The organism is Micromonospora sp. LH3U1 (assembly GCF_028475105.1).
Lineage (GTDB): Bacteria > Actinomycetota > Actinomycetes > Mycobacteriales > Micromonosporaceae > Micromonospora.
In genome coordinates, this window is the sequence record NZ_CP116936.1 from 714,657 (window position 1) to 741,379 (window position 26,723).

At 70.2% G+C, this 26,723-nt stretch carries 30 protein-coding genes; 14 read left to right on the top strand and 16 right to left on the bottom strand.

Annotated features, from left to right (window positions below):
- Positions 1 to 145: 145 nt before the first annotated feature.
- The 4 genes from PCA76_RS03330 to PCA76_RS03345 all read right to left on the bottom strand — a co-directional run bounded on the left by PCA76_RS03330 (position 146) and on the right by PCA76_RS03345 (position 3,240).
- On the bottom strand, positions 146 to 718 hold the full coding sequence (locus tag PCA76_RS03330; RefSeq protein ID WP_272615201.1) for an AAA family ATPase: 573 nt from the start codon (positions 716 to 718) through the stop codon (positions 146 to 148).
- A 405-nt stretch (positions 719 to 1,123) separates the two neighbouring features.
- Positions 1,124 to 1,672, bottom strand: a complete 549-nt coding sequence (locus PCA76_RS03335; RefSeq protein WP_272615202.1) for an isochorismatase family protein — start codon at positions 1,670 to 1,672, stop codon at positions 1,124 to 1,126.
- A 1,075-nt stretch (positions 1,673 to 2,747) separates the two neighbouring features.
- Positions 2,748 to 2,990, bottom strand: a complete 243-nt coding sequence (locus tag PCA76_RS03340; RefSeq protein WP_272615203.1) for a hypothetical protein — start codon at positions 2,988 to 2,990, stop codon at positions 2,748 to 2,750.
- Positions 2,983 to 3,240 (bottom strand): hypothetical protein, encoded by a 258-nt coding sequence (locus tag PCA76_RS03345; RefSeq protein ID WP_272615204.1) that lies wholly within the window; start codon positions 3,238 to 3,240, stop codon positions 2,983 to 2,985. The genes PCA76_RS03340 and PCA76_RS03345 overlap by 8 nt, the downstream gene beginning before the upstream one ends.
- 221 nt (positions 3,241 to 3,461) lie before the next feature.
- Here PCA76_RS03345 and PCA76_RS03350 point away from each other — a divergent pair, with 221 nt between their 5' ends.
- From PCA76_RS03350 to PCA76_RS03370, 5 genes are all read left to right on the top strand, one after another.
- The gene (locus tag PCA76_RS03350) at positions 3,462 to 4,841 is read left to right on the top strand and encodes a helix-turn-helix domain-containing protein (protein ID WP_272615206.1); all 1,380 of its coding nucleotides are present in this window, start codon (positions 3,462 to 3,464) and stop codon (positions 4,839 to 4,841) included.
- A gap of 24 nt (positions 4,842 to 4,865) precedes the next feature.
- Entirely contained in the window at positions 4,866 to 5,333 is a 468-nt protein-coding gene (locus PCA76_RS03355; protein WP_272615208.1) for an NUDIX domain-containing protein, read from the top strand.
- 220 nt (positions 5,334 to 5,553) lie between these two features.
- A complete protein-coding gene (locus PCA76_RS03360; RefSeq protein WP_272615209.1) occupies positions 5,554 to 6,390 on the top strand; it encodes a CPBP family intramembrane glutamic endopeptidase in 837 nt (278 codons plus the stop codon).
- Positions 6,390 to 7,544, top strand: a complete 1,155-nt coding sequence (locus PCA76_RS03365; protein ID WP_272615211.1) for a sensor histidine kinase — start codon at positions 6,390 to 6,392, stop codon at positions 7,542 to 7,544. Before PCA76_RS03360 ends, PCA76_RS03365 begins: the two co-directional genes overlap by 1 nt.
- Complete coding sequence (locus tag PCA76_RS03370; protein ID WP_272615213.1) at positions 7,541 to 8,200, top strand: response regulator; 660 nt, start codon at positions 7,541 to 7,543, stop codon at positions 8,198 to 8,200. Before PCA76_RS03365 ends, PCA76_RS03370 begins: the two co-directional genes overlap by 4 nt.
- 107 nt (positions 8,201 to 8,307) lie before the next feature.
- Here PCA76_RS03370 and PCA76_RS03375 read toward each other — a convergent pair whose 3' ends face one another.
- The 3 genes from PCA76_RS03375 to PCA76_RS03385 form a co-directional block, all read right to left on the bottom strand.
- Positions 8,308 to 9,075 carry a hypothetical protein gene (locus PCA76_RS03375; protein WP_272615215.1) on the bottom strand — a complete coding sequence of 256 codons (768 nt, stop codon included), beginning with the start codon at positions 9,073 to 9,075 and terminating at the stop codon, positions 8,308 to 8,310.
- 84 nt (positions 9,076 to 9,159) lie between these two features.
- A complete protein-coding gene (locus tag PCA76_RS03380; protein ID WP_272615216.1) occupies positions 9,160 to 9,759 on the bottom strand; it encodes a ClpP family protease in 600 nt (199 codons plus the stop codon).
- A gap of 135 nt (positions 9,760 to 9,894) precedes the next feature.
- Positions 9,895 to 10,392 (bottom strand): helix-turn-helix domain-containing protein, encoded by a 498-nt coding sequence (locus PCA76_RS03385; RefSeq protein ID WP_272615217.1) that lies wholly within the window; start codon positions 10,390 to 10,392, stop codon positions 9,895 to 9,897.
- A 190-nt stretch (positions 10,393 to 10,582) separates the two neighbouring features.
- On the opposite strand from PCA76_RS03385, the gene PCA76_RS03390 reads away from it, so the two are divergent.
- Positions 10,583 to 11,596, top strand: coding sequence for a potassium channel family protein (locus PCA76_RS03390; protein WP_272615218.1), 1,014 nt, complete (start codon positions 10,583 to 10,585; stop codon positions 11,594 to 11,596).
- A 36-nt stretch (positions 11,597 to 11,632) separates the two neighbouring features.
- Here the strand turns inward: PCA76_RS03390 and PCA76_RS03395 are convergent, their stop codons facing one another.
- Entirely contained in the window at positions 11,633 to 12,112 is a 480-nt protein-coding gene (locus tag PCA76_RS03395; RefSeq protein ID WP_272615219.1) for a MarR family winged helix-turn-helix transcriptional regulator, read from the bottom strand.
- An 82-nt stretch (positions 12,113 to 12,194) separates the two neighbouring features.
- On the opposite strand from PCA76_RS03395, the gene PCA76_RS03400 reads away from it, so the two are divergent.
- Positions 12,195 to 12,839 carry an FMN-dependent NADH-azoreductase gene (locus PCA76_RS03400; protein ID WP_272615220.1) on the top strand — a complete coding sequence of 215 codons (645 nt, stop codon included), beginning with the start codon at positions 12,195 to 12,197 and terminating at the stop codon, positions 12,837 to 12,839.
- 69 nt (positions 12,840 to 12,908) lie between these two features.
- Here PCA76_RS03400 and PCA76_RS03405 read toward each other — a convergent pair whose 3' ends face one another.
- The 3 genes from PCA76_RS03405 to PCA76_RS03415 all read right to left on the bottom strand — a co-directional run bounded on the left by PCA76_RS03405 (position 12,909) and on the right by PCA76_RS03415 (position 17,364).
- The gene (locus tag PCA76_RS03405) at positions 12,909 to 13,976 is read right to left on the bottom strand and encodes a 2-oxoacid:ferredoxin oxidoreductase subunit beta (RefSeq protein WP_272615222.1); all 1,068 of its coding nucleotides are present in this window, start codon (positions 13,974 to 13,976) and stop codon (positions 12,909 to 12,911) included.
- Complete coding sequence (locus PCA76_RS03410; RefSeq protein WP_272615223.1) at positions 13,969 to 15,816, bottom strand: 2-oxoacid:acceptor oxidoreductase subunit alpha; 1,848 nt, start codon at positions 15,814 to 15,816, stop codon at positions 13,969 to 13,971. Before PCA76_RS03410 ends, PCA76_RS03405 begins: the two co-directional genes overlap by 8 nt.
- 312 nt (positions 15,817 to 16,128) lie before the next feature.
- Positions 16,129 to 17,364 (bottom strand): hypothetical protein, encoded by a 1,236-nt coding sequence (locus tag PCA76_RS03415; protein ID WP_272615224.1) that lies wholly within the window; start codon positions 17,362 to 17,364, stop codon positions 16,129 to 16,131.
- A gap of 371 nt (positions 17,365 to 17,735) precedes the next feature.
- Between PCA76_RS03415 and ndhC the strand changes: the two genes are divergently transcribed.
- Positions 17,736 to 18,113: an NADH-quinone oxidoreductase subunit A gene (gene ndhC / locus PCA76_RS03420; RefSeq protein WP_272615225.1), complete on the top strand. Its 378-nt coding sequence runs from the start codon at positions 17,736 to 17,738 to the stop codon at positions 18,111 to 18,113.
- A gap of 67 nt (positions 18,114 to 18,180) precedes the next feature.
- Here the strand turns inward: ndhC and folP are convergent, their stop codons facing one another.
- On the bottom strand, positions 18,181 to 19,050 hold the full coding sequence (gene folP / locus PCA76_RS03425) for a dihydropteroate synthase (protein WP_272615226.1): 870 nt from the start codon (positions 19,048 to 19,050) through the stop codon (positions 18,181 to 18,183).
- 155 nt (positions 19,051 to 19,205) lie between these two features.
- Here folP and PCA76_RS03430 point away from each other — a divergent pair, with 155 nt between their 5' ends.
- Both PCA76_RS03430 and PCA76_RS03435 read left to right on the top strand, forming a co-directional pair.
- Positions 19,206 to 19,823, top strand: coding sequence for a DivIVA domain-containing protein (locus tag PCA76_RS03430; protein WP_272615228.1), 618 nt, complete (start codon positions 19,206 to 19,208; stop codon positions 19,821 to 19,823).
- Positions 19,820 to 20,317, top strand: coding sequence for an SRPBCC family protein (locus PCA76_RS03435; RefSeq protein ID WP_272615229.1), 498 nt, complete (start codon positions 19,820 to 19,822; stop codon positions 20,315 to 20,317). Before PCA76_RS03430 ends, PCA76_RS03435 begins: the two co-directional genes overlap by 4 nt.
- Here the strand turns inward: PCA76_RS03435 and PCA76_RS03440 are convergent.
- A complete protein-coding gene (locus PCA76_RS03440; RefSeq protein ID WP_272615230.1) occupies positions 20,262 to 21,155 on the bottom strand; it encodes a sterol desaturase family protein in 894 nt (297 codons plus the stop codon). The two genes, PCA76_RS03435 and PCA76_RS03440, sit on opposite strands and share 56 nt — an antisense overlap.
- A gap of 137 nt (positions 21,156 to 21,292) precedes the next feature.
- On the opposite strand from PCA76_RS03440, the gene PCA76_RS03445 reads away from it, so the two are divergent.
- Positions 21,293 to 21,874, top strand: a complete 582-nt coding sequence (locus tag PCA76_RS03445) for a DNA-3-methyladenine glycosylase I (RefSeq protein ID WP_272615232.1) — start codon at positions 21,293 to 21,295, stop codon at positions 21,872 to 21,874.
- Positions 21,875 to 21,887: 13 nt separating this feature from the next.
- Positions 21,888 to 22,511 (top strand): hypothetical protein, encoded by a 624-nt coding sequence (locus PCA76_RS03450; RefSeq protein ID WP_272615233.1) that lies wholly within the window; start codon positions 21,888 to 21,890, stop codon positions 22,509 to 22,511.
- Between the two features lie 9 nt (positions 22,512 to 22,520).
- Here the strand turns inward: PCA76_RS03450 and PCA76_RS03455 are convergent, their stop codons facing one another.
- Positions 22,521 to 23,312, bottom strand: coding sequence for an enoyl-CoA hydratase-related protein (locus tag PCA76_RS03455; protein ID WP_272615235.1), 792 nt, complete (start codon positions 23,310 to 23,312; stop codon positions 22,521 to 22,523).
- A 2-nt stretch (positions 23,313 to 23,314) separates the two neighbouring features.
- A complete protein-coding gene (locus tag PCA76_RS03460; protein WP_272615236.1) occupies positions 23,315 to 24,133 on the bottom strand; it encodes a PaaX family transcriptional regulator in 819 nt (272 codons plus the stop codon).
- A gap of 189 nt (positions 24,134 to 24,322) precedes the next feature.
- Between PCA76_RS03460 and PCA76_RS03465 the strand changes: the two genes are divergently transcribed.
- Together PCA76_RS03465 and PCA76_RS03470 are read left to right on the top strand one after the other, a co-directional pair.
- Positions 24,323 to 24,490 (top strand): DUF3117 domain-containing protein, encoded by a 168-nt coding sequence (locus tag PCA76_RS03465; protein WP_007455245.1) that lies wholly within the window; start codon positions 24,323 to 24,325, stop codon positions 24,488 to 24,490.
- A 148-nt stretch (positions 24,491 to 24,638) separates the two neighbouring features.
- Positions 24,639 to 26,135 (top strand): leucyl aminopeptidase family protein, encoded by a 1,497-nt coding sequence (locus PCA76_RS03470; protein ID WP_272615245.1) that lies wholly within the window; start codon positions 24,639 to 24,641, stop codon positions 26,133 to 26,135.
- Between the two features lie 3 nt (positions 26,136 to 26,138).
- Here the strand turns inward: PCA76_RS03470 and PCA76_RS03475 are convergent, their stop codons facing one another.
- Positions 26,139 to 26,708 carry an O-methyltransferase gene (locus PCA76_RS03475; protein ID WP_442930234.1) on the bottom strand — a complete coding sequence of 190 codons (570 nt, stop codon included), beginning with the start codon at positions 26,706 to 26,708 and terminating at the stop codon, positions 26,139 to 26,141.
- Positions 26,709 to 26,723: the final 15 nt, after the last annotated feature.

Consider the following 26,723-nt stretch of genomic DNA (forward strand, 5'->3'; position numbering starts at 1 on the left):
AGGTCGAGCATAGGTTGGTGGCGTACTGGCCGAATTGCGCTCTTATGAATCAAGGCAGCCTGCAAGCGGGCCGCGCCGGCCCGGCCGGCCACGCTGACTGGCAACCTTGCGTATTCGTGTAATGCGAGTTCGATGGTCTGTGGCCTCAGCAACAGCCGTCTGTAACCGTCTTCAGATCTCGGCAGGACAGAGCCTGAGCTTCCCCGCTAGCTCGGAGGACGATCTGCAGAGCGGCTTGGGCAGGGGTGACGTGCGTGGTGTCGATGACCTCGGCCTCGGCATGCAGCCACGTGCGGGCCGCCTCGGCGTAGGGCTCGAGGTACTTGAGGCGGAACGGGGAGGGGACGGGGTGTTCTCCCTCGATACGCCTGCGGAGGGTCTCTTGGTCAGCGTGGAGGACGAAGTGCCTTACCGGGATGGCATGGTGGGCGAGGCCCGTGCTGATTTCGCGCCAGTACTGCTCGACCAGGACGGTCATGGGTATCACCAAAGTGCCGCCGGTGTAGTCGAGCACGCGGCGGGCGGTCTCGACGACGAGCTGCCGCCACGGCGGCCAGTGCTGGAAGTTGTCCGTCTCGGGCAGCCCTGGCGTGATGTCCATGAGTGTCTCGCCGACCTTCTCGGCGTCGAATACCCGTGAATCCGGGATCAGTTGCTGCACGAGCGCGCTGGTCGTCGTCTTGCCCGCGCCGTGGGTGCCGTTGAGCCATACGATCACGGGACACATTAACGCGCGTGAGCAACCGGACGGCGTTATGGACGAGATCCTGAGGCGGGACGATCGCCGTCGGGGTCCCATTATGAAGCTGAATGTGATCAGTCTGGCCAGTGGGTTGTCCAACTGTCGTTCGAGAAAGATGCTGTGGAATCGGTTGTTGTGCTACCTGCGCTGGTCGCGCAACCCGAATCGATCTCTGTGCTTTTGCGGAAGAGTGAGTAAACCTCGGCTCGCCAGGGAGAAGGCGAGACTTGAAAGCGTGGAGAGGGCGCAGCGATGATGGCAGGGCGGAGCGATCCACTTTGGCCGATCAAAGCGATGGGCTGGACGAGATCCTCGGGCACAAGCCGGTGAGCGTGTTCCTGCCGGCAAGCAAATAGGCCTCTGCGTGAGCCGGGAGCCGGTCTAATCTCGCGAGATCGGTTCCGGTGCCGCGAAGTCAACCTCCATCGCTGACAGAACCCGAACGCTGCGATCGGGGAAGTCGATGTGCCGGTAAATCTCGTTGTGGTGGGCGATCGATTGGTTTGGCGGAACGAAGTCTGTCGGTTCGGAGCGAATGGATGTCGTGTGCCCGTCCGCCACGAGTACCAGGTCGTAGCCGTGGCTGAGAGCCTGGCGCGCGGTCGTCTCCACACAGTTCTCCGTGGCGAAGCCCGTGACCAGAACCTCGGTCACGCCAACACGACGCAGCATCGCATCGAGTTCGGTGCCCAGGAAGGCGTCCGCGGTCGTCTTCGTCACTATCGGCTCACCTTTCTGTGGCGTCAGTTCGGGCAGGACGCCACCGCATTGGTGCTGCTTGATGGTGACAACAGGAACGCCCGAGGCGCGCGCCCTGGAGCTAAGGCTCGCGATGGTTGCGACGGTGCGGTCAGGGCAGTGCATGATCGACAGCATGTCGTCCTGCATGTCGATGACGAGGAGCGCAGGGCGGTGTGGCTGCGGCGGCATGAGCACACCGTAGCTTTGGAGAGTTGGCCGCAACCAACATCAGAAGCCGCCAATCTCCGAGCGGGGGAGCCAGGTGCCACAGCCCTAAGTTCCTTCGCCGCCTGGACGGCGAGCGCTGGACTGACGAGATCATCTGGCACAAGCCGGGCACAACCGCCGCCAACAGGGGCTGTCAACCGCTGTGAGGCAACGCAAGGTCTCGCCTCGCCCAGTTGAGGACGGCGAGCCGCCCGATCTGACATGGTCGACGCCTCGCCGGATGAGTTCAGGGTTCAAGTCTCAGCATTGCCGAAACGTTCTCTCTTAATTCAAGGCGGCCCGCAAGCGGGCCGCGCCGGCTCGGCCCCGGCCTGCTGGCGATCTCCGGCCGGCATCGGCCGGGCCGGCCGGCCGCACTGACGGACGAGAAGACCTCGGGGCTCCGCCGAAGAACCCCGGCCTGGGCCGGATATCCGAAACGATGGGCAGTCGCCACCGCGTACACAGGTGAGGCGCTGAACGACGACCCTGAGATCGACTTGGCTGTCCGTGACTCCGCTAGCTGATCGCGGTGTGCTCAACGCTCAACGCGCTAGAGCCGTTGCCATGGGGCGAGCGCCCTGCGGTGGCCACGCGCGGGTCACAAACTCGGTCGAGCGGTTCGCCTATGCGGGCCTGGAGGCGCACCGCGTCCACTCGATGCCACGGAAACGGATGATGCGCATCGGTCACGGTGAGCCTCCACCACAGACGGGCAACGTTGGTCCATTCCGGTCTGAGCGTCAGCACCTGACTCGACTCATCATGCGTCTGCGAAAGCGGTCTGACTGACCTTCCGTGGAAGCCAGCGAAGGCGGCGACGGGGCGGGCACCCGTCAGTAGAAAGTCAGCAAACGCCACGACAGCGGTTGTTAGTCGACGGCATCCCGCCTTCCTAAACCGTGTGTCGCAGGTTCGAATCCTGCCGGGGGCACCTCGAAGATCAGCCAAAACGCCAGCTGAGCAGCCGATACATCACCGCGTCGATCGGTCGACCTGATCGCGCTGCGCATGTGCCGCCCGACGCTGATCAATACGGCGCTCAACAGATTGGCGCTCACTGAGCAGGCCCTTCGGGCGGGAGCTTGTTCGCGCGCACCAGGATCTGCGTTTGCGCACCCCGATGACTAGACGGACCGAGCCTGATCCCCTCGACCCAAATCCACTCATCGCGCGGAGGGCGGTTGGCCACCAGCCGAACCCCGGTTACCCACAACCGCACCGGCCCGTCCGCCGGCAGAAGACGGTCGGCCGCGTCGATCTCCAGTACCGCGCCGAGTCGTACCCGAACGTCAAACACCGCGTCTCCTCATCACCGGCGCCGCATTGCTCGGCGGCGCGCTGTCGGTCGTGCCTGGCTGGATCTGAAGGCCGCCGATCTGCACGAAGACCTCCCGCCGCGTCAGCGCCTTGCCGCTTGCCGGGTCGATGGAGTAACCGGTCAGCCATACCCAGCCGTGGTACGTCGGCTTGTCGCAGACCGTGGTCACCCGCAGCCACAGCGCCCGATCGCTGCCGAACTGCACCGACGCCCGTCCGTCGATCAACACCAGGTCACCCGGTACGGGGACACCCGGCCGGCGTGTTGCCGGTGCGCGAAGTGCCGAGGCGGACGGGCCATTCCCAGGCCGTCGTTCGGATCGCAGCCCCACGCCAGCACCCACCCCGGGCCGGCCTCAGCGGGTCGTCGAGCGACCGGAAGCCACGCCGTGCAGGCAGGTACAGCGGGACTAGGGGTCGAGTTCGCCCTCGGCCCACCCTCGGGATGGCCGTGCGGGCAACGGTGTACTTCCTGCCCGTGCATGAGCAGGATTGGCAGTTGCTAGATACGTTCAGCATCGTCATGAGCACAGGCTGTGACACATTCAGCCCAGCGACCCGGAAAATCCTTCCAGGGTCGCTGCCAGCCGAGGGAGACAGTGAACCGGTGCGGGAAAGAACCAGCAACCTGACCATCGGCGAACGCGTCGCCTGGTACCGCTACCGACGCGGCCTGTCGCAGGAAGTCCTAGCCGGACTCATCGGCCGTACCGCCGGCTGGTTAGGCAAGATCGAGAACAACAGAATCGAGCTGGATCGGCTCTCCGTTATCAAATCCCTCGCCGACGTCCTGGACATCTCCCTCGGCGACCTGCTCGGCGAACCCTCACTGCTCGACTGGACCGGCGATAGCGGCACCGAAACCGTCCCCACACTGCGCGCCGCCCTGATGAACTACCGCGCCCTCGGTCCGTTCGGTGGCGACACAGACGCGGAGCCGACGAGCGTCGCTGTGCTCAGGAAGGAGGTAGGCGCCCTCTGGGACGCCTACCAGGACTCACGATTCGGGTACGTCACCGGCCGCCTACCCGACCTGCTGCACCGCGCCCAAGCCGCCGCCGACCACCGCCACGGCGACGACCAGGATCGGGCCCGCTGGCTCCTCGGCCTGGCGTACCAACTCGCCGCCACCCAGCTCACCAAGCTCGGCGAGAGCGACCTCGCCTGGATCGCCGCCGACCGCGGACTGGCCGCCGTTCGCCCCACAGGCGACCCGCTCATCACCGGCTCCTTGTTCCGCTCCGTCGGCCACGCCCTGCACGCCACGGGCCGCTACGCCGAAGCAGTACGCCTCACCGAAGACGCCGCCGGTTACCTTGAGTCACACCTCAAGCACGCCACCCCAGCGCTGCTCTCTGTCTACGGAACCCTGTTCCTGTCCGGCTCGATGGCCGCCGCCCGATCCAACGACGCCGCCACCACCCGCACCTTCCTCGCCGCCGCCGATCACGCTGCCGATCTGCTCGGTGCCGACGCCAACCACCTTTGGACCGCGTTCGGCCCGACCAACGTCGCCATCCACCGCGTGGCCACTGCCGCTGAGTTGGGAGACCTGCAAGTCGCCATCGACCTCGGCCCGCGAGTCGACACCGCCGGCCTACCGATGGAGCGTCGGGTACGGCACGCCCTCGAACTCGCCCGTGCCTATAGCTCGTGGAACCGGGTCGATGACGCCCAAGCTTTGCTGTTCGACGCCGAACAGATGGCACCCGAGCAGGTTCGCCACCACTTCCTCAGCCGACAACTCGCCCTGACCTGGATCCGCCGACAGCGGGGCAAGCCCTCGGTTGAACTTGTCGTACTGGCCCGGCGGCTCAACGTGCTCGACTGAACCCAGCCAATCTAGGCTGGCTTGGTGACGGCAAACGAGATGCCACCCATGGCAACCCCACATGTTGCCGCAGGCGCCCTCTTCTTCGACAACGAAGGCCGCGTGCTCCTCGTACGCCCCAGCTACAAGGACCACTGGGAAATCCCCGGCGGCTACGTCGAACCCGGCGAGTCACCGCATGCGGCCTGTGTACGTGAGATTGAGGAAGAACTCGGCCTCACTACTGGCGTGGGGCCCATGCTCCTGGTCGACTGGGCACCGGCAGAGCACGAAGGAGACAAGCTCCTCTTCATCTTCGACGCTGGTTCTCTCACTACGGAGCAAGAGCAGGCCATCCGCTTCGCGGACGGTGAACTCACCGAATGGCGTTACGTGGCAGCAAACGATCTGGAGCATTACGGACCGCCTCGACTCACTCGCAGACTCCGCGTAGCGATCACCGCACGTAACAGCGGCAACGCCACTTACGCAGAGCACGGTGACGCCGCCTAGCCCGGAGTTCCGACACGAGTTAGGGCGGCCCTGAACGGAGGGCCGCATGTGCGGCTCGGACGGGCTGGTGGCGACCGGCCCGAACAGGTGCGCAGGTGCTTGCCCCCCGTGCGAGCTACCCGCAAGTGTCCACCGCACGGTGACGATTCCTGACCGGCGACTCCATAGCGTTTGACGTGGCCGCTGCGCTCTCGCCGCGGACCTCGTTGAAGGAGTCGTCATGCGTTTGTTGAAGCAGTTCGTGGCCGTTTTGGCGGTCGCCTTCGTCGGTAGTCAGGCCATCGCCGCGGTGGAGGGGAACGCCTGGCTCACCCTGGCCCTGGGTGTGTTGACGGCGGTGGCGGCGATCCTCGTGTATGCGTGGGTGGTGCGGCGTACCGAACGCCGTTCGCCCACGGAGGTGTCCCGGGCCGGGGCCGGCGCCCGGATCGCCCGGGGGGCGCTGATCGGGGTCGGGATGTTCGCGGCGGTCATTGTCAACATCGCCCTCATCGGCGGCTACCACGTCAACGGCCTGGGCTCGGTGTCGGGCGCGGTGGCGCTGTTCGGGTTCATGGCCGCCGCTGCGGCGACCGAGGAGCTGATCTTCCGCGGCGTCCTGTTCCGTGTCGTCGAGGAACGCATGGGCACCTGGATCGCGTTGTTGCTGACCGGCGTGGTGTTCGGCCTGATGCACCTGCTCAACCCGGACGCCAGCCTGTGGGGCGCGGTCGCCATCGCGGTCGAGGCCGGGTTCATGCTCGCCGCCTGCTACGCAGCCACCCGCAACCTGTGGGTGCCGATCGGCCTGCACTTCGGTTGGAACTTCGCCGCCGGCGGCATCTTCAGCGTCGTGGTCTCCGGCAACGGCGAGTCCAAGGGCCTGCTGGACACGACGATGTCGGGCCCGACCCTGCTCACCGGTGGCGACTTCGGGCCGGAGGGAAGCCCGTATACGGTGGCGGCGGGTGTCGTGCTGACCGGAGTGTTCCTGTGGCTGGCCCACCGCCGCGGTCACCTGGTCCCGCGTCGCCGCCGCGCGGTCGGCGTCGAGCCGGCGACCGCTACGGTTTCCTGATGGTCGGCCTTCGGATGGTTCCGGACTCGTGGCGGCGGTGGGACGTCACGGTCCGGGATCTCCCGTTGGCGCTGCTGTTCGCCCTCGCGTCGGTGGTGCCGGCGCTGCACAACCACGGTACGCAGCTCGGCGACCTGCCGGGGCGCCCCTTCGACGCGCTGACCGTCGTGGTGGTCGCCCTGGAGTGCCTCCCGCTCGCCGTCCGCCGGCGCTGGCCGGCCCTCTGCCTCGCCCTGGTGTCGGTCGGCTTCGCGGTCGACCAGCTCCGCGGCTATCACACGGTCGCGGGCTCCGCGCTGGCCATCGCGCTGCTGAGCGCGGGCGTCCACCTGGAACGTCGTCGGCGCACCACCATGGTCCTGGCCTCCGTCGCGTACGTGGCGCTGGCCGTCGCTCTCGACCGGCACGGGTCGACCGAGGGCGTGACCGGGTTCGTCACGTTCTACCTGGCAGTGGCCCTGGCGTGGGGCATCGGAGCCTGGCTGCGGCAGTCCCGGGCCGTCGAGGCCGAACGCCGCCGCCACGTCGCCGTGACCGCACGCGCCGCCGAACGCACCCGCATCGCCAGCGAACTTCACGACATCGTGACCCACCACGTGACGGCGATGGTCGTGCAGGCCGAGGCGGCCCGCTACCTGACCGCCGCGCCCGAGCGCCTCGACACGACCCTGACCGCCATCACCGACACCGGCCGCCGGGCCATCACCGACCTGCGTCACCTGCTCGACCTGCTCAACCCCGACCACAGCACCGATCCGCGTACGCCGTCCGTCGGCGAGCTCCGCGCTCTCGTGGAGCAGACCCGACAGGCCGGGCAGCCGGTGGAGTTCACCGAGGAGGGCAGCCCGGAGGACACGACCGGCGGCGCCGAGGTGACGGCCTACCGAGTGGTGCAGGAGGCGCTGACGAACGCCCTCAAGTACGCCCACGGCAGCCGCACCATTGTTCACGTGCACCACGGCGAGAGGGAGACCACTGTGCGGGTCAGCACCGAAGGCTCCGACTCGTACGCCGGGGCCCCCGGCGGGAGCGGACGCGGCCTCGCAGGGCTCAGCGAACGGGTCGGCGCGCTCGGCGGCGAGTTCAGCGCAGGACGGCGGGCCGACGGCGGCTTCGTCGTGCATGCCCGCATTCCTACCGGGATCCGGTCGTGACGGCCCCGATTCGGGTGCTGGTCTGTGACGACCAGGCGCTGATCCGCACCGGCTTCGCGACCATCATCGGCGCTCAGCCCGACCTCGAGGTGGTGGGCGAGTGCGGCGACGGACGCGCTGCGATCGACCTCGCCAACCGGCTGCATCCGGACGTGGTCGTGATGGACGTACGGATGCCGGTACTCGACGGCATCAAGGCAACACGCCTGCTGGCCGGCGCGGGGGTGGCCCACCCCGTCAAGGTGCTCGTGGTGACGACGTTCAACCTCGACGAGTACGTGTACGAGGCGCTGCGCGCGGGAGCGAGCGGGTTCCTGCTCAAGGACGCTCCTCCGGCCCAACTGCTGCACGGTATCCGCACCGTCGCGACCGGCGGTGCGCTGCTGGCGCCCGAGGTGACCCGGCAACTCGTCGGCAGGTACGCGGCACGGATCCGTCCCGCCGAGGGCACACCGCACGACGTCGGGCTGACCCCGCGCGAACTGGAGGTGTTGCGCCTCATCGCCGACGGCCTGTCCAACAGTGAGATCGCCGCGACCCTCGTGATCAGCCAGGAGACCGTCAAGACGTACGTGTCACGCATCCTCACCAAGCTCGACCTGCGCGACCGCGTGCAGGCGGTGGTCTACGCCTACCGCGCAGGCTTGGTGACCTAGCGTCCACCTCGAACCCCTGGAGGGTGTCGCTGATCGGCCCGGCGGGCGTGGGCTACGAGGAAGCGCAGCCCACGCCCGACCGGTGGCGCCGGGGACCTACGGGCCGGTCAGAGGAACTTGTACATCTCCTCGGAGGCGGCCTCGGTGTCCTTGGCGGGCGGTGCGGTGACCGAGACCGGCTCGCCGAAGCCGCTCATCTTCATGTCGGTGACGAGATCACCCAGGCTCTTCGTGGCGATCGTGTAGGACAGGGCGGTGAGCCGGCCGTCCTTGTCGACGGTCGCCTCGAAGGGGACCGCCGTCGGGTCCTTCGCCAGCTTGGCGGTCGACTCGAGGCCGGCACGCGTTCCATCGGTGCCGGCGGCCTCTGCCGCCTTGCCCAGGTCGGCGGTGCCGCTGTATTTGCCAGGGCTCACCTCCTGCGCGGAGACGACGCCGCCGATGATGCCGGTCTGCGACTTCATGTCGAACGACTGGCGCAGGGAACTGGTCGGCTTGAGCTTGTTGAGGTCGATCTTCATCCAGGGCTTGTCGCCGTCGAGGGAGTCGGACTTGATGTAGGCGACGTCGCCGATCAGCCGGGCCTCCATCGGTTCCGGGGTCTTCCCGGTGACCTGGATCGCCTTGGCGGCGGGGTCCATCTTTCCGGTCAGGTTGATCGACTGGTTGCCGGCCTTGACCGAGGCGTCCATGGTGACCGTGCCGGCGAGGCTGCGATCCATGCCTTGCCGGACGGCGGCCACCGGCTCGAGTTTGGACGTCGCGGGGGCGGCGGCGGAGGGTGCGCTCGCCGCCGGCTCGTCGGAGTTGGTGCCGCAGCCGGCCAGGAGGGCGGCGGCGAGGGCAATCGAGAGGGTTGGGATCAGTCGACGCATAGACGAGACCCTAACGGGCGTCCGCTACCCGGTTTCCCCGAGTGCGGTGGTGCCGCGCTGGTCAGAGCGCGGCAACCGCACGTGTCAGTCGGCCGGCAGCTGGTCGGCTCGGGTAATCACTTCGTCGATGAGGCCGTAGTCCCGCGCCTGCTCTGCGGTGAACCACCGGTCCCGGTCCCAGTCCCGCTGGATCTCGTCGAGTGTCCGTCCACTGTGCTGGGCGATCAACTCCTGCATCGTCCGCTTCACGTGCAGCATGTTCTCGGCCTGGATGGTGATGTCGGAGGCGGTGCCGCCCATTCCGCCGGACGGCTGGTGCATCATGACCCGCGAGTGCGGCAGCGCGTACCGCTTGCCGGCCGCGCCCGCGCAGAGCAGGAACTGCCCCATCGAGCCGGCGAACCCGAGCGCCAGGGTGGCCACGTCGTTGCGGACGTAGCGCATCGTGTCGTAGACCGCCATCCCCGCGCTCACCGACCCGCCCGGCGAGTTGATGTAGAGGTAGATGTCCCGGTCGGCGTCCTCGGCGGCGAGCAGCAGGATCTGCGCGCAGATCTGGTTGGCCGACTCCTCCGTCACCTCGGTGCCGAGGAAGACGATCCGCTCCCGCAGCAGCCGCTCGAACACGTGATCACCGAAGGATGGCTGCCCGCCGTCCAGCATCCGCACGCCGTACCCGATCATGTGCCGCCGCCTTCCACCGTGCCGGCGGGCGGTGGGACCGCCCGGTGAGCCGACCCTTCCAGCGTGCGGTCGGTGGTGCCGTCGGGCCCAGGGATTCTGCCGCCGGCAGATCCGCCGACAGCAGAACCACGCGGCCTACGCGGCGGTCAGCCGCCGCGCACCAGTCTGGGCCGCGCCGCTGCCGGCCAGGAAGGGGGTACGCGGACCGGTGCGCGAGCCACCAGCGGAGGCCGTCGCGCCGACACTGAGGGTTGGGTCGCTCGCCCCCGACCCGTGGTGCAGGACGAACCCGCTGATGCGTGGGCCCACCAGCAGGGTGGCGTTGCCGATCTCGCGTCGAGCCGCGTCGACCCGCTCCAGGTGGGTCAGCGCGGCGCGCGGCGCGGCCGGGAGGCGGGGCTCGACCCGACGCATGTCGTCGCGGGCCTCCCCGAGCAGGTCGGCGAGGCTGATGCCGAGCGCCCGGCAGATCGCCGCGAGCACCTCCGAGGAGGCCTCCTTGCGGCCCCGCTCCACCTCCGACAGGTAGGGCACCGAGACGTCGGCCGACTCGGCCACCTCGCGCAGCGTGCGGCCCTGACGCTGGCGGTGGCGGCGCAGCACCCCGCCGATCACTCGTCGCAGCAACGACATGCCGGCCTCACTCTCGCGGTCGTCGTCGGGGGACAACCCCATCATGCCCGTTTTCGGCCGTCGCGGCGGCCCCGTGCCCGCCGAGTCGGCGCGGGCTTGGTGCCTTCCGCTGCGCAGCCCCGACGTGCGGTGTGCGGCGTACCCGCTATGTTGTGGGCGTGCAGGCGACGGTGGGGGAGCAGGTTCGACGGTGATCCATTTTCCCGCGCAGCGCCGGGGTCCGCTGAGCGCGCTGAGCCTACGGCTCGCCGCCGCGCTGGGCCTGGTCTTCGCCGTGGTCGCCGCGGTCTACCTGGGCCGGGACGGCTACCGCGACGTCAACGAGGATGGCCTCACCCTCCTCGACTGCTTCTACTACGCGGTCGTGTCGCTCTCGACGACCGGGTACGGCGACATCACGCCGGCCGCACCGTCGGCCCGGCTGGTCAACGTCCTCTTCATCACCCCGGCCCGAGTGATCTTCCTGATCATCCTGGTTGGCACCACCCTGGAAGTTCTGACCGAGCAGTACCGGACCGGCCGTCGCCTGTCGCGGTGGAGGAGAAGCGTGAAGGACCACGTCATCATCTGCGGCTACGGCACCAAGGGGCGCAGCGCGGTCTCCGCTCTGATGGAGAACGGTCTGGACCGGTCGCGGATCGTGGTGGTGGAGCGCAGCGCCGCCGCCCTGCGGCAGGCAACCTCCGCGGGGCTGGTGGCCATCGAGGGTTCGGCGACCCGGTCGTCCGTGCTGAACGAGGCGCACGTCAAGAACGCGAAGGCCGTGATCATCGCGACCGACAGTGACGATGCCTCGGTGCTTGTCGCGCTGACGGTGCGGCAGCTCACCGCTGGGCAGGTCCGGATCATCGCGGCGGCACGGGAGGCGGAGAACGCCCCGCTGCTCAAGCAGAGCGGCGCGCACCACGTGATCGTCTCGTCGGCCACCGCGGGCCGGCTGCTCGGCCTGTCCACCTCGGCTCCGCCGCTGATCGACGTGGTGGAGGACCTGCTCACTCCCGGCCAGGGCATGGCGCTGGCGATGCGTTCGGCGGAGCGGGACGAGGTGGGTCGCTCGCCGCGCGAGCTGGAGTCGTTGGTGATCGCCCTGGTGCGGCGGGGCAAGGTGGTCAGTCTCGCCGACCGGGCCGGTGCGGTGATCGAGACTGGCGACATGCTCGTGCACGTACGCGACGACCGCCCCCAGTCGGCTACGACGGCCTGACCGTCCCGCCGCTGCGGCGGCGTCAGAGATGCAGCGTCAGAAGGTGTCGTCGGCTGCGCAGATCACTTCGGTGCAGGTGATCGGCGTCGTGGTGGCGGCCCGCCGAAGCAGCTCGTAGAGCGTCTCCCGCTCGGCGGGATCCAGCGCTCCCAGCACCTCGTTCTCGGCGCCGGCGAGGGCGCATTCGGCCTCGCTGAGGCGTTTTGCCCCATTTGTGGTGAGTTCGACGACGTGTCGGCGACGGTCCTCGGGCGAGCGGCGACGCTCGATCAGCTGCTTCGCTTCCAGGTCGTTGAGCAGCCCGACGATGTTGGTGCTGTCCATTTCCAGGATCGTGGCGAGCGCCTGTTGGCCGGTGCCGCCGCCAGCGCGCAGCACGGTGAGCGCGACCAGATGCCGGGGGCGTAGGCCCAGTGGCGCCAGCACCGACTCCGACCGCAGTCGCATCCGTCGGGCCAGGTGGTCCAGGAGTGCGCCCGAGCGGTGCTCCGAGGTGTCGAGCGGCTGCGCGGACATGTGACCCAGTCTACCGACTCAGCGGAACATCGGCCTGCTATAAATAGTTGGTGCTTCACAGACGATTACTGGAGGGGGAATAATGCATCTGCTGCATATTGACTCGAGCATCCGCGGTGACTGGTCGATCAGCCGGCGGCTCACCGCCCGCGCGGTCGACGCATGGCGTGCGGCCCACCCGGACGGCACCGTGGCCTACCGAGACCTGGGCGCCGAACCGCTGCCGCACCTGGACGCGGACGGTGGGCTGGCGCGGATGACGCCTCCGGACCAGCACACGCCCGCCCAGCGCGACTCCTGGGAGCTCAGCGAGCGGCTGGTCGACGAGGTGAAGCAGGCCGACGTGGTGCTGCTCGGCCTGCCGCTCTACAACTTCGGCGCGCCCAGCAGCGTCAAGTCCTGGGTCGACCACCTGATCGTTCCCGGGCTGTCGTACGACCTGACGACGCAGGAGGGCCTGCTCGGCGGACGCCAGTTCGTGGTGCTGGCCACCCGGGGCGGCGGCTACGGCGAGGGCACCCCCCGCAACGGCTGGGACCACGCCGAGCCGTGGCTCCCGCACGGACTGTCGATGACCGGCATGCAGCCGCGCTTCATCAGCGCCGAGCTGACCCTGGCGCCGTCGGTGCCGGCGATGGCCGAGCTGATCCCGCTGCACGAGGCGAGCCTCGCGGCAGCCGAGAAGGAGATCGACAACCTGTGGACGCCGGCCACCGCCCAGCGCTGAGGTAGCCGGTACGACGAGAGCGGCCGCCCCCGTTGCCAGGGACGGCCGCTCTCGTCGTGAACGTACGGGTCAGAGAATGGTCCAGGTGTCGCCGCTGCCCAGCAGGCCGGCGAGTTGCTGCTCGGGCGTCTCGGTGACTGTCGCCTTGGCGGCGGCGAGCTGACTCTGCACCACGCTGTCGTAGGACGGTCGGTCCACCGAGCGGAACACCCCGATCGGGGTGTTGCGCAGGTCCAGGCCGGGCAGCCGGGACAGCGCGAAGGCGTACGCCGGGTCGGTCACCGTCGCGTCGTGCACGACGATCTCCTCCGGGCGGACCGAACTGGTCTCCCGGACCTCCAGGCCGAAGCCGCCCGGCGGGTGCACCACGCAGAACCGCCCCTCAGCACCGCCGAGCTGGCCGTTCGGCTCGCGAGCAGCGCCGAAGGTGATGGGCTGCCCGTGCTCCAGGCGGATCAGGTAGTCGTCCCGGGTGGCCGGGTCCTTGAGCTGGTCGAACGCCCCATCGTTGAAGATGTTGCAGTTCTGGTAGATCTCCACGAAGGCCGAGCCCTCGTGCTCGGCGGCGGCCCGCAGCACCGACTGGAGGTGCTTACGGTCGGAGTCGATGGTCCGGCCAACGAAACTGGCCTCCGCGCCGAGGGCGAGCGAGAGCGGGTTGAACGGGGCGTCCGCCGAGCCGGCCGGGGTCGACTTGGTGACCTTGCCGACCTCGGACGTTGGCGAATACTGACCCTTGGTCAGGCCGTAGATCCGGTTGTTGAACAGCAAGATCTTGAGGTTGACGTTACGCCGCAAGGCGTGGATCAGGTGATTGCCGCCGATGGAGAGCGCGTCACCGTCGCCGGTGACCACCCAGACCGACAGGTCCGGCCGGGACACCGACAGGCCGGTCGCGATCGCCGGGGCGCGACCGTGGATCGAGTGCATCCCGTACGTGTTCATGTAGTACGGGAAGCGGGACGAGCAGCCGATCCCGGAGACGAAGACGGTCCGTTCCCGGGGGATGTTCAGCTCCGGCATGAACTGCTGGATGGCCGCCAGGATCGCGTAGTCACCGCAGCCGGGGCACCAGCGCACCTCCTGGTCGGACTTGAAGTCCTTCGCGGTGAGCTTGAGGGCGACGGGCTCAGACATTCTTCAGGACCTCTTCCAGCGTCGTCTCCAGCTCGGCCGACGTGAACGGCAGGCCGCGGACCTGGTTGTAGCTGATCGCGTCGACCAGGTAGCGGGCCCGGATGACGTGGGCGAGCTGGCCCAGGTTCATCTCCGGGATGACCACCTTGTCGTAGGAGCGCAGCACCTCACCGAGGTTGGCCGGCATCGGGGCCAGGTGCCGTAGGTGCGCCTGGGCGATGGACAGGCCGCGCTGGCGGACCCCGCGGCAGGCCGCGCCGATCGGCCCGTACGTCGAGCCCCAGCCGAGGACCAGCACCCGGGCGTCACCGTCCGGGTCCTCCACCTCGATGTCCGGCACCGGAATTGCCTCGATCCGGGCCGCCCGGGTTCGCACCATGAAGTCGTGGTTGGCCGGGTCGTACGAGATGTCCCCGGTCTTGTCGGCCTTCTCCAGACCGCCGATCCGGTGCTCCAGCCCCGCCGTGCCGGGAATGGCCCACGGGCGGGCCAGGGTCTCCGGATCACGCAGGTAGGGCAGGAAGGTGGTGCCGTCCTCGCCATTGGGCTCGGTGGCGAAATCGACCCGCAGGTCGGGCAGCGATTCCACGTCGGGCAGCAGCCACGGCTCCGAACCGTTGGCGACGTAGTTGTCCGACAGCAGGATCACCGGCGTGCGGTAGGTCAGCGCGATCCGAGCCGCCTCCAGCGCCGCGAAGAAGCAGTCCGACGGCGACCGGGGCGCGATCACCGCGACCGGCGCCTCGCCGTGCCGACCGTAGAGCGCCATGTTGAGGTCGGCCTGCTCGGTCTTGGTCGGCATGCCGGTCGACGGGCCGGCGCGCTGCACGTCCACGATCACCAGCGGCAGCTCCAGTGCCACCGCGAGCGAGATCGTCTCGCTCTTGAGTGCCACGCCCGGACCGCTGGTGGTGGTCACACCGAGGGACCCGCCGTAGGACGCGCCCAGCGCCGCGCCGACCGCGGCGATCTCATCCTCGGCCTGCACGGTGAGAACGCCGAAGCGCTTGTGCTTGCTCAGCTCGTGCAGGATGTCCGACGCGGGCGTGATCGGGTACGCGCCGAGGAAGACCGGCAGCCCGGAGCGGACCCCGGCAGCCACCAGCCCCAGCGAGAGCGCCGCGTTGCCGGTGATGTTGCGGTACGTGCCCGGCTTCATCTTCGCCGGCTTGACCTCGTAGCGGACCGCGAAGTCCTCGGTGGTCTCGCCGAAGTTCCAGCCGGCCCTGAAGGCGGCGACGTTTGCCGCGACCAGCTCCGGACGGGACGCGAACTTGCGCTCCAGGAAGCGCAGTGTCGACTCGTAGGGCCGGGAGTACATCCAGGAGAGCAGGCCGAGGGCGAACATGTTCTTCGACCGCTCGGCGTCCTTCTTGGACACCGCGTACGTGGCGAGCGCGCCGACCGTCATCGAGGTCAGTGCCACCGGGTGCACGACGTAGCCGGCCAGCGAGTCGTCGTCCAGAGGGCTGGCCTGGTAGCCGACCTTGGCGAGGTTGCGCTTGGTGAACTCATCGGTGTTGACGATGATGTCCGCGCCGCGCGGCAGGTCGGCCAGGTTGGCCTTGAGGGCCGCCGGGTTCATTGCCACCAGCACGTTGGGCGCGTCGCCCGGCGTGAGGATGTCGTAGTCGGCGAAGTGCACCTGGAAGCTCGACACACCGGGCAGGGTGCCGGCGGGAGCTCGGATCTCGGCGGGGAAGTTGGGCAGCGTGGAGATGTCGTTGCCGAGCTGCGCCGTCTCCGAGGTGAATCGGTCGCCGGTCAGCTGCATGCCGTCGCCGGAGTCACCGGCGAACCGGATGACCACCCGGTCGAGTTGACGGATCTGCTTGGTCACGCCTGCACCTCGCTTCGCTGCGCGTGGTCGCGCGGGCGGCTGAACATGATGGTGACCTCGCCTTGCCCGGCCACTGGACCTCCTTGACGCGACGTTTCACCGCACCGCCCCAGGCTGGTCCGGCCGCTGTCGTACCTCACCTGAGAGCCTACGTCTAAGGGAGCCCTAACCATCCCCGGAGGTCCGCCGACTGGGACCGGACTGAGCTGATAAATGCCCGGGTTTGAGGCGTTACGCCACGCCCGCCGTAATTCAGATCACCAACGGTTCACCCCGGCGACCCCGGTCCGGCGCGGTCGGGGTCGCCCTCGATCAGTCGGCGGGGTTGGGCGCAGGCTTGGGCACCGGGCCGGTGAGCCGGCGGCGCAGCGAGGTGGTGGCCAGCGTGAGCGCCAGCGCCACCAGCAGGACGGACACCGCGATCAGGATGATCGCGGTGCGCTGCACCGAGGTCATCCCGCCGTCGCCGTTGGAGGCACCGGCAGGGAGTACGCCCTGGGAGCCGGTCGGCGCGGGCGGCGAGACCACCGGCGTGGCCAACGCGGCCGCAGCGGTGATCCGGAAGCTCATCTGCACCCGCCGGGTCGGGCCGCTGCGCGGATCGAGCTGGCCGATCACGGCGCCGGACAACGGTGCTTCCCGCTGGGCCTGCGGCGTCGCCTCCACCGGCAGCCGCAACTCGGCGCTCCTGCCCGCCAGCACCAGGCCGGCGTCGCAGCGGGTCCGGGTCGGGTCGACCGCCACGCAGCCGGGCGGTGGGGTCGGGATGGTCACCCCGGCCGGCAGGACGACTTCGACCTGACCGGCGGCGTCCACCGTCCCGGTGTTGCCCAGCCGGAGCGTGAAAGCGCTGGCGGCACCGCTGATGTCGAAGGCCACCTCGTCGGCGGCCAGGGCGATCCCGGGCACCGGCGGACCGGGCGGGAAGAGCACCGCGAAGCCCTGGTCGTCGGTCGCTTCCCCGGGCACTCCCGGCGCGTCCGCGATGACCTGGACGGAGCCGGCGAGTGGCATCTGCTTCCACGCGGTCCCGGCGACCCGCAGTCGGAGCAGGGTGCTGAACCGGACGCCCGCCTCGGCCGTCCAGGCCCCACAGCGGTACGCGCCCCCACCGGCGGCGGTGCAGCCCTTCGTCCCGGCGTCGGTCAGCCCGGCCGGGAGCGTGTACGAGAGCCGGATCCGTTGGGCCGTCGTGCCGGTGTTGTTCACCGTGACCTGCAAGGTGGTGGCCGTGCTGGCCGTGTTCCAGTACGCCTCGGCGAGCGTGACGTCCTGGGTGGTGACCTGGACGCCCAGCGGGTTCGCCGGCGGTGCTGCCGACCCCGGAGCGGGCGGGCGGACCGGCGGGACCGTGGGCACCGGCGGCACCGGGATGACCGTGGTCACCGGGGGTGCCGGTGGTGCCGGCGTGGGCGGTCGGGTCGTGCCGGCCGGCACGGGCGCGGCGCTGGTCGGCGCCGCCGGCACCTCCGGGGCGGTGGTCACCGGTGCCGGCGGCGTCGTCTCCGGCGGCGGCGCGGCGGTCTCCGGTGCCGGGTCGGTCGGCACCGGATCACCCGGCCCCTCGGTCGGGGTGGGTTCCTCCGCCGGGGTGGTCTCGGGCTCTCCCCTGGTTCGCCGACCGGGTCGAGCAGCACCACGACCGTGTCCGCGTCCGGCGCTGCCGCGCTGGCCCAGGCCGGCCCGACGGCAAGCGCCGCGAGCAGACCGAGCGCGAGCGCGGTCGCCAGCCGGGGCGTGGAACGCCGCCCCTCCGCCCGGTTACCGGGCGATGCCTTCACGCGGGCCATCTGTCCTCCGGTGACATGGGTGAGTGTCCAATATTCGGTAACAGTTGCCCCAGTGCACTAGTCCCAACCGGAAACAAGTCCGTAACGTGTTCGGGACCACCCTTCTGGGCGGACGGTAGGCTCCCGACTGTGACCGGTTACCTGGGCTCGTACGCGACGCTCGGGCTGTTGCTGCTCGCCAGCGTTCTGTTCTTCGTTACGGCGTTCTCGGCCAACAGGGTGTTACGCCCCGCGCGTCCGGCCGATCCGCCCGGCAAGCGGGCCAACTACGAGTGCGGGATCGACCCGGTCGGCACGGACTGGGCGCAGATGCAGATCCGCTACTACGTCTACGCGTACCTGTATGTGCTGTTCGCGGTCGAGGCGGTGTTCCTCTTCCCCTGGGCGGTGGTCTTCGACCGGCCGGGCTTCGGTCTGGTGACGGTGGTGGAGATGGCGGTGTTCGTGGCGGTGCTCGCGCTCGGCATCCTCTATGCCTGGCGTAGGAACATCCTCCGCTGGACCTGAGCGTCGCGACCTCCGGCGATCGTGCCGGTGCGCCCGGCCGTTCGCGGTCGGTTACGGCGACGACCGGTCAGGCCATACCCCGGCGGGTGGCCGCGGGCGGGCGGTCGCCTCGGATCGAGGCCACGATGTCCAGCACCCGGCGGGTCGGACCGACCTGGTGAGCCCGAAACACCCGGGCGCCCAGCCAGGCCGAGACCGCCGTCGCGGCGAGCGTCCCCTCCAGCCGTTCGGCCACCGGCAGGTCCAACGTCTCACCGATGAAGTCCTTGTTGGAGAGCGCCACCAGCACCGGCCAGCCGGTTGCGGTCAGCTCGTCCAGCCGACGCGTGATCTCCAGAGAGTGCCGGGTGTTCTTGCCGAAGTCGTGCGCGGGGTCGATGAGGATGCCGTCGGGGCGTACCCCTGCCGCGACCGCGCGCTCGGCGAGCCCGGTCACCGTCGCGACCACGTCGGCGACCACGTCGGAGAAGGCGGCCCGGTGCGGCCTGGTCCGCGGGACCAGGCCGCCGGCGTGCGAGCAGACCAGGCCCGCGCCGGTCCGCGCGGCCACCCGGGCCAGCGTCGGGTCGGCACCTGACCAGGTGTCGTTGAGCAGGTCGGCGCCGGCCGCCACGGCCTCCGTGGCCACCTCGGCACGCCAGGTGTCGATGGAGATCACCACCTCGGGAAACGCGGCCCGGACGGCGGCGATGGTGTCCACCGTGCGCCGGATCTCCTCGGTGACGTCGACCTCCACGCCGGGGCCGGCCTTGACCCCGCCGATGTCGATGATGGCCGCGCCCTCGTCCACCGCCCGCTCCACGGCGCGCAGAGCGCTGTCGGCGGCGAAGGTGGCCCCCCGGTCGAAGAACGAGTCCGGTGTGCGGTTGATGATCGCCATCACCACCAGTTCGCCGGGGGCGAACGTGCGCCCACCCAGCCGAAGCGCCCCGGCCATGCCCGCCTCCTGAGATTCCGCGCCGTCGCCGCCGCGTCGGCCGAGCCCGACGCTAGTCGGTCGTCGGAGCGGAACTCCGCGCGGGCGTCGGCACAGATCGTGATCGGGCGGGTGGCGGGGTCGCTCCTGGCCGGCTGTCATGCCACGATCAGTACATGGGTCAGCTTCTGCTCCTCCTGGTCGTGGCGTTGACCGTCGCGGCGGTGATATTCGGCGTGACGGTGCTGGTCAGCGGCCGTGATCCCGGCCTGGTGCCCGCCGAGCCGGATTCGCAGGCCGTGGCGTTGCCGGGCACTCGGCCGTTGCGCGAATCCGATGTGGGGGCGGTCCGTTTCGACACCGGGTTGCGCGGGTACCGGATGGCTCAGGTCGATCAGGCGATGCGCCGCGCCGCCTACGACATCGGCTACAAGTCCGAGCTGATCGACGTACTGGAGTCGGAGGTCATCGCGTTGCGTGAGGGGCGCACCGACGACGCGGACCTGCTGCGTCAGGCCCGTGAGCAGTCCGCCAGCAAGGCGACGAACGCCGACGCGGCGGAGCCGGGCCTGGATGGGCCGCTGACTGACGACGCGGGCGTCGGAGCGGCGCCCGTCGGGTCGACCACCGCAGGCCCGCTGCCCGCCGCCACCTCATCCCCGGCGGACTCCGACGGCGTGGCACCGGCCGTGGCGCCAGCCGATGACGAGCCGGCCGACGGTGAGCAGACCGACGACGCGCCCGCCGACGGCACCGGGAAGCACGACGCGGTGGTTCGGTCGGAGTCGGCGTGACCGACCCGGAGGGCGCTGACGATCTTCGGCAGGCAGCCCGACCCGGTGCCGGTGAGGTGACCGCCACGGTGATCGTCGACGCCCCGGCGGAGCGGGTCTTCGCCGCGTTGCTCGCCTGGGAGCGTCAGTCCGACTGGATCCCGTTCACCCGCGTCCGGGTGGTCGAGGGCGACGGGCGCGAGGGCAGCCGGATCGAGGCGGTCACCGCGCTCGGCCGGGCGACGCTGCGCGACGAGATGCAGGTGGTCCGGGTCGACGAGCCGTACGAGATCGCCGTGGTGCACCACGGCCAGTTGCTGCGCGGCCCGGGCGTGCTGCGCTGCACCCAGCTGGGCCGGGACCGCACCCAGGTCGTCTGGCACGAGTGGTTCCACCTGCCGGGTGGCCGGGCCGGTCGACTGGCGTGGCCGTTGCTCTGGCCCGGTTCCAAGCTCGGTCTCACCCAGGCGCTGAAGAGGTTCGCCCGTCTGGTCGAGCAGGGCCGGCTGCCCTGACCACGCCCGGCGCCGGCTGCCAGCCCGGCGCTCGGAAGAGATACCCGGCGCGATGCCGCCAGGTCATCGCGGCGCGGAGGTCCCGAGCGATCGAGGCGTACTCGTGGAAGGCCACCCGCACCGGGTTGTAGCTGCCGACATTCTTGGTCAGGCCGTACACGCACCGCTCCCGCTCCGGCGCGAACGAGCCGAAGAGCCGGTCCCAGACGATCAGGATGCCGCCGAAGTTGCGATCCAGGTAGCCGCCCTGCGAGGCGTGGTGCACCCGGTGGTGCGACGGCGTGTTGAACACCGCCTCGTACCAGCGCGGCATCTTCTCGATCCGTTCGGTGTGGATCCAGAACTGGTAGAGCAGGTTGACCGAGCCGCAGAACGCGACGACCGCCGGGTGCACACCGGCCATGATCAGCGGGATGTAGAAGACCCAACTGGTCAGGCCGGTCCACGGCTGGCGCAGCGCGGTGGAGAGATTGAAGCGCTGCGACGAGTGGTGCACCACGTGCGAGGCCCAGAGGATCCGGATCACGTGGTGGCCACGATGGGACCAGTAGTAGAAGAAGTCCTGCGCGAGCAGGATCAGCGGCCAGGTCCACCAGACCTCGGCCACCCGCAACGGGGTGAGCGCGTAGAGCAACGCGTACGCGGCGGCGATCGGCACCTTCCAGAGCAGGTCGGTGAAGACGCTGCCCAGCCCCATCGCCATGCTGGTCGCGGTGTCGGCGCCGCCGTAGCCGACCTCGTCGTCGTCGCGGTGCAGCAGGTAGGAGACCCGCTCCAGCACGACGAGCAGCACGAAGGCCGGGATCGACCAGGCGATGACGTCCGGGAACTCCTTCATCGCGCGGCCTCCGCTCGCCGTCGCCGGCCGGGGCGCACCGCTGGGTGACCCCGACCTACCGGTCGGTAACAAGCACCATAGGCAGCCGGAGGGCCGGTGGCAATGGGCTGTCGGTGCGATGCCCTAGCGTGTACGAGGTGACTGACCTGGTGATCGGTGCCGATGGGCTTGCTCGCTGCGCCTGGGGGTCGAGCACCCCCGACTACGCGGTCTACCACGACACCGAGTGGGGGCGGCCCCTGCACGGCGACGACGCGCTCTACGAGCGGATGACGCTGGAGGCGTTCCAGTCCGGGTTGTCCTGGCTGACCATCCTGCGCAAACGCCCGGCGTTCCGGCTGGCCTTCGACGAGTTCCACATCCCCACCGTCGCCGCGTACGGCGAAGCCGACGTGACCCGGCTGCTCGCCGACGCGGGCATCGTCCGCAACCGGGCCAAGATCGAGGCGGCGATCGCCAACGCCCGCGCCGCACTGGAGCTGCCGGACGGGTTGTCCGCGCTGCTCTGGTCCTTCGCGCCGGAGCCCCGGCCGGCCCGACTCGCCTCGTTCGCCGAGCTCGCGCCGATCACCCCCGAGTCGACGGCGATGGCCAAGGCACTCAAGAAGCGCGGCTTCCGATTCGTCGGCCCGACCACCGCGTACGCGCTGATGCAGGCCACCGGCATGGTCGACGATCACATCGTCGGCTGTCACGTCACGCTCCCACCGGCGACATGATGGGATAGCAGGCATGACGACCGAGACCGCGCACCGGGCCGGTGGGTCCGGCCGCGCCGACGGGGTGGGCACCTGGGCCGTGCTGCTGCCAGCCGAGCGGTACGAGGCCGAGCGGCTCGTCCACCACGACACGTTGGAGCTGACCGGTCTGGCCGACGTCGCCCGGCCGGGGCCGGGAGACCAGGTGGCGGTGCTGGTCGACGCGCCACCGCGGCTGGTGGCTCTCGGCCGGGTCAGCGCGCCGGGTCAGCGCCACCGGGACGACCCGGACGACCCCCAGTCCCCGGTCGAGCCGGAGGCGCTCGTCGTGGCGTACACCCGGCGGGCCTTCGACGAGCCGGTGCCGGCCGACCTGCTGACGCTCGACGGCCCGGTCACCGCGCTGGAGCCGGCGGCCTTCCGGGCGCTGGCCGACCAGCTCGGTCCGCCCCCGACGCGGCGCACCTGGCTGGTCAGCCTCGACCTGCCGATCGAGGCCGGCACACCGGCCGAGGCGGTCCGGCTGTTCTGGTCGTACGTGCAGGAGTTGGGCCCGCGTGAGCTGCCCACCTTCGTCTCGCCGTCCGGCGACGAGCTGGCCATGCAGGCGTTCGTGCTGGGCGCCGAGGCCAACCAGGACCCGGAAGAGGACGACTAGGCGCGCCGTTCAGCGTCCCTCGAAGACCGGTTTCTGCTTGCCGACGAAGGCGAGCGTGGCCGCCCGGTGGTCAGCGGTGGCACCGCAGATCGCCTGGGCCTGCGCCTCGGCCGCGAGGGCGTCAGCGAGGGTGCCGGCGTCGGCGATGGAGAGCTGCCGCTTGATCGCCCCGTACGCGACGGTCGGGCCGGCGGCGAGGCGGGCGGCCAACTCCTGGGCGGCCGGCAACACCTGCTCGTCGTCGTCCGTGATCCGGTTGAGCAGGCCCAACCGGCAGGCCTCCTCGGCGCGGACCGGCTCGGCCAGCATCAGCAGTTCCACCGCCTTGGCGTGGCCGACCAGCCGGGGCAACGTCCAGGAGGCGCCGGTGTCGGCGGCGAGGCCGACCTTGGCGAAGGCCATCAGGAAACTGGTGGTCGGGCCGCCGATGCGGATGTCGGCGAGGAACGCCAGCGACGCGCCCGCCCCGGCGGCCATCCCACGGACCGCGGCGATCACCGGCTTCGGCAGGTTGGCGAGCCGGGCGGCGATCGGGTTGTAGTGCGCCCGCACGGTGCCCAGGGGGTCACTGGCGGAGTTTTCCAGGGTGGAGACGTGCTCGCGCAGGTCCTGACCGGCGCTGAACGACCCGCCGGCCCCGGCCAGCACGACCGCGCGGCAGGACCGGTCGGTCTCCAGCTCCGCCAGGGCGTCCCGCAGCGCCTCCTTCAGCGCCACGTCGAGCGCGTTCATCGCGCTCGGCCGGTTCAGCGTGAGGGTGACGACGGCATCGGTCCGGTCGACCAGCAGCGGCTCGGTCACGTCTAACGACCCTTCTGTCGGACGATGCGGTTGCCGGCGTCGACGCACTGTTCGACGTACCGGTCGGCGGCCGGACGCAGGCGGGCCGCGTGCCGGTCGAAGAAACTGGCCGCGGCGGTGCCGGGCCAACGCTCGGGCAGCAGCGCCGGAGGCAGCTGCGGGTCCCGGAAGAGGAACGTACGCCACGCGTGCACGAGCCGGAACCGGGCCGCGTACGCCTCCTCGTCGCTGCTGCGCACGGTGACCGCGGCGAGCAGCGGACGCTGGTCCGCGACGAACCGCTCGTAGGCCCGGCCGATCTCGGTGAGGTTCCACGCACGCCGGACCACGCCCATCGCGCCGGCTGTGCCGGAGAAGTGTGAGGCGTTGAACCGCTCGAACCGGATGCCCGCCTCGGCGAGAAACAGGTCGACGTCCTCGCCGGGGCGGGTGGCGACCCAGGTCTGCTCGTCGAGCGTGCCGTAGCCGAGGAAGCTCAGGTTGGCGGCGAGCCGCTGCCGGTCCCGTCGGGAGCCCGGGGCCTCCAACACCAGCAGATCGAACCGGCCGTCCCAGGTGACTCGGCCGGTCCGGTAGATCCGGGCCGCTGCCTCGTCGAGTCGCCGGGCGGCTTTTGGTGTGATCGAATACCCCGGTCCGGAGACCAACCGGAGTGGCTCGAGCCAGCCCTGACGCACCATCCGGGACACGGCGGTGCGAACGGCTGGCGGTGCGATTCCCAGCGGCGCCAGTAGCTTGACCAGGGCGGCAACCGGTGCGCGGCCACCCCTCGGACGGAGGTGGTCGCCGTACAGGTCGAAGAGTGCCGACCGTGCCTGCATGACCGCACATTGTGACAGGCCTTCTCAAGATAAGCTAGATGCTGTTACATCAATGCTGCTCCGGTTTGGGTCCGGCGGTGTTCATCAGGGAAAATCGTTGGTCGACACCCCCGCGACCGTTGCGGGTGGTCGTGAGAAGTGGCTGTGGGGCAACCCACCGACCCTGGTGTAGGTCTGAGGGGAGACAACATGGCGGCGATGAAGCCGCGGACTGGCGACGGTCCGCTGGAAGTCACCAAGGAGGGTCGGGGCATCGTTATGCGAGTCCCGCTGGAGGGCGGTGGCCGGCTCGTCGTCGAGATGACTCCCGACGAGGCCAACGCACTCGGTGACGCGTTGAAGGCAGCGGCCGGCTGAGTAAGGAGTGGTCCGGGCGGTTGACACCGCCCGGAGCGTTCATCGGACCCTGAGCCACCGGGAATCGCCGGTGGCTCAGGGTCTTCATCGGTGCGGGCAGGCCGGCCCGGTCCCGCTCCGCGACGCTTTCCTGGAGGTACGGTTCCGCGTGCTCGCTATCCGCCTGATCACCGAGCCTGACCGGCTCGACGTCCTCGTCCTGCCTGTCCGTCCCGCCGATCAGGCAGCGGGAGGTGACACCTCGGCCGAGCCCATGTCGGCCGCCGTGGCGCCCCCGGACGGCACAGCCGACGAGGCCGCCGCCCTGGTGCCGGCGGCCCGACTGACCGGCCGAGCCGGCGAGATCCACACCCAGCTGCGCCCCGGGCGTACCCCCGGCCGGCTGCTGCTGCTCGGCATCGGTGACGGCGACGAGGCGGCCTGGCGGACGGCTGGCGCGGCACTGGCCCGCTCCGCCGCCGATGAGACGCATATCACCATTGGGCTGCCGGCCGAGGTGACGTTGGCCGCAGTCCGTGGGTTGACCGAAGGGCTGCTGCTCGCCCCGTACCGGTTCCGGCTGGCCCAGGCCGGCGACCCACCAGCTCTGAGCAACGTCGATCTGCTGCTCGCGGATCCGACCGCGTACGAGGCCACGGTGGCCACGGCCCGGACCACCGCGGCGATGACCCATCTCGCCCGTGACCTGACCAACACCCCCTCGTCGGTGAAGACCCCGCAGTGGTTCGCCGACCAGGTGGCCTCCGCCTCCGCCGACCTGCCGGACCTGCGACTGCGGGTCCGTGGCCCGGCCGAGCTGGCCGCCGAGGGCTTCGGCGGGATCCTCGCCGTGGGCGGTGGCTCGGCCAGCGGCCCCCGGCTCGTCGAGCTGGACTGGCACCCGGCCGACGCGCGCACGCACGTGGTGCTGATCGGCAAGGGCATCACCTTCGACACCGGCGGCATCTCGATCAAGCCGGTGCCGGCGATGAAGCTGATGCGCAAGGACATGGCCGGCGGGGCCGCGGTCGTCGCCGCCACCCTCGGCGCCGCCGCGCTGCGCCTGCCGGTCCGGGTCACCACGCTGGTCCCGCTCGCCGAGAACATGGTCAGCGGCTCGGCGTTCCGCCCCGGCGACGTCGTCCGGCACTACGGCGGCACGACCAGCGAGACGACCAACTCCGACGCCGAGGGCCGACTGGTCCTCGCCGACGCACTGGCGTACGCGGTGCAGCAGCTCAAGCCTGACGTGCTGCTCGACCTGGCCACCCTCACCGGCGCCAACGCCGTGGCGCTGGGCAAGCGCACCGCCGCCCTGTACAGCGAGAACGACCAGTTGGCCGCCGACGTGCAGGCCGCGGTCGAGGCGGCTGGCGAGTCGGCGTGGCGGATGCCGCTGCACAACGACTACGTCGAGTACCTGGGCAGCGAGATCGCCGACCTCTACAGCGCGCCGGCACAGGGCGCCGGCTCGGTGACGGCCGCGCTCTTCCTACGCGAGTTCACCGGCGAACTACGGGACCGCTGGCTGCACCTGGACATGTCGGCACCATCCTGGGCCGACGGGGACCACGCCGAGGTCAGCCGCGGCGCCACCGGCTGGGGCGTCCGGTCGTTGCTGCGCTGGCTGGCCAGCGTCGACCAGCACCTGCGCCGCTCTGAGTGAGGGTCAGCACTTCACCGCGGCGAGCACCCCGTGCCCGACCGGAAGCAGCGCGGGGATCCAGTGCTCCGACTCCCGGACCGCCTTGATCGTCTCGCGGACCGTCACCGTCTCCGCGTCCCGGGCGGCCGGGTCGCCGATCCGGCCGCCGGCCAGCACGCCGTTGAGCGCGAGCACGCCCCCCGGCCGCAACAGCCGCAGCGCCGCCTCCACGCAGGCATGGAAGCCGGTCGCCTCCGCGTCCACGAACACCAGGTCGTACGCGCCGTCGGCGAGCCGGGGCAGCACATCGAGCGCGCGGCCGGTGATGATCCGCGTGCGACCGGCCGCGAAGCCCGCCTCGGCGAAGATCCGCCGCGCGATCCGCTGGTGCTCCACCTCCACGTCGATGGTGGTGAGTACGCCATCGGCGCGCATGCCGCGCAGCAACCAGACCCCGCTCACGCCGGTCCCGGTGCCGATCTCCACCACCGCGCGGGCGTTTCCGGCCGCGGCCAGCAGCCGCAGGGCCGCTCCCGCGCCGGGGGTGACCGCGTCGAGGCCCACCTCATGGGCCAGGCTGCGGGCAGTGCGCAGGACGAGATCCTCGGT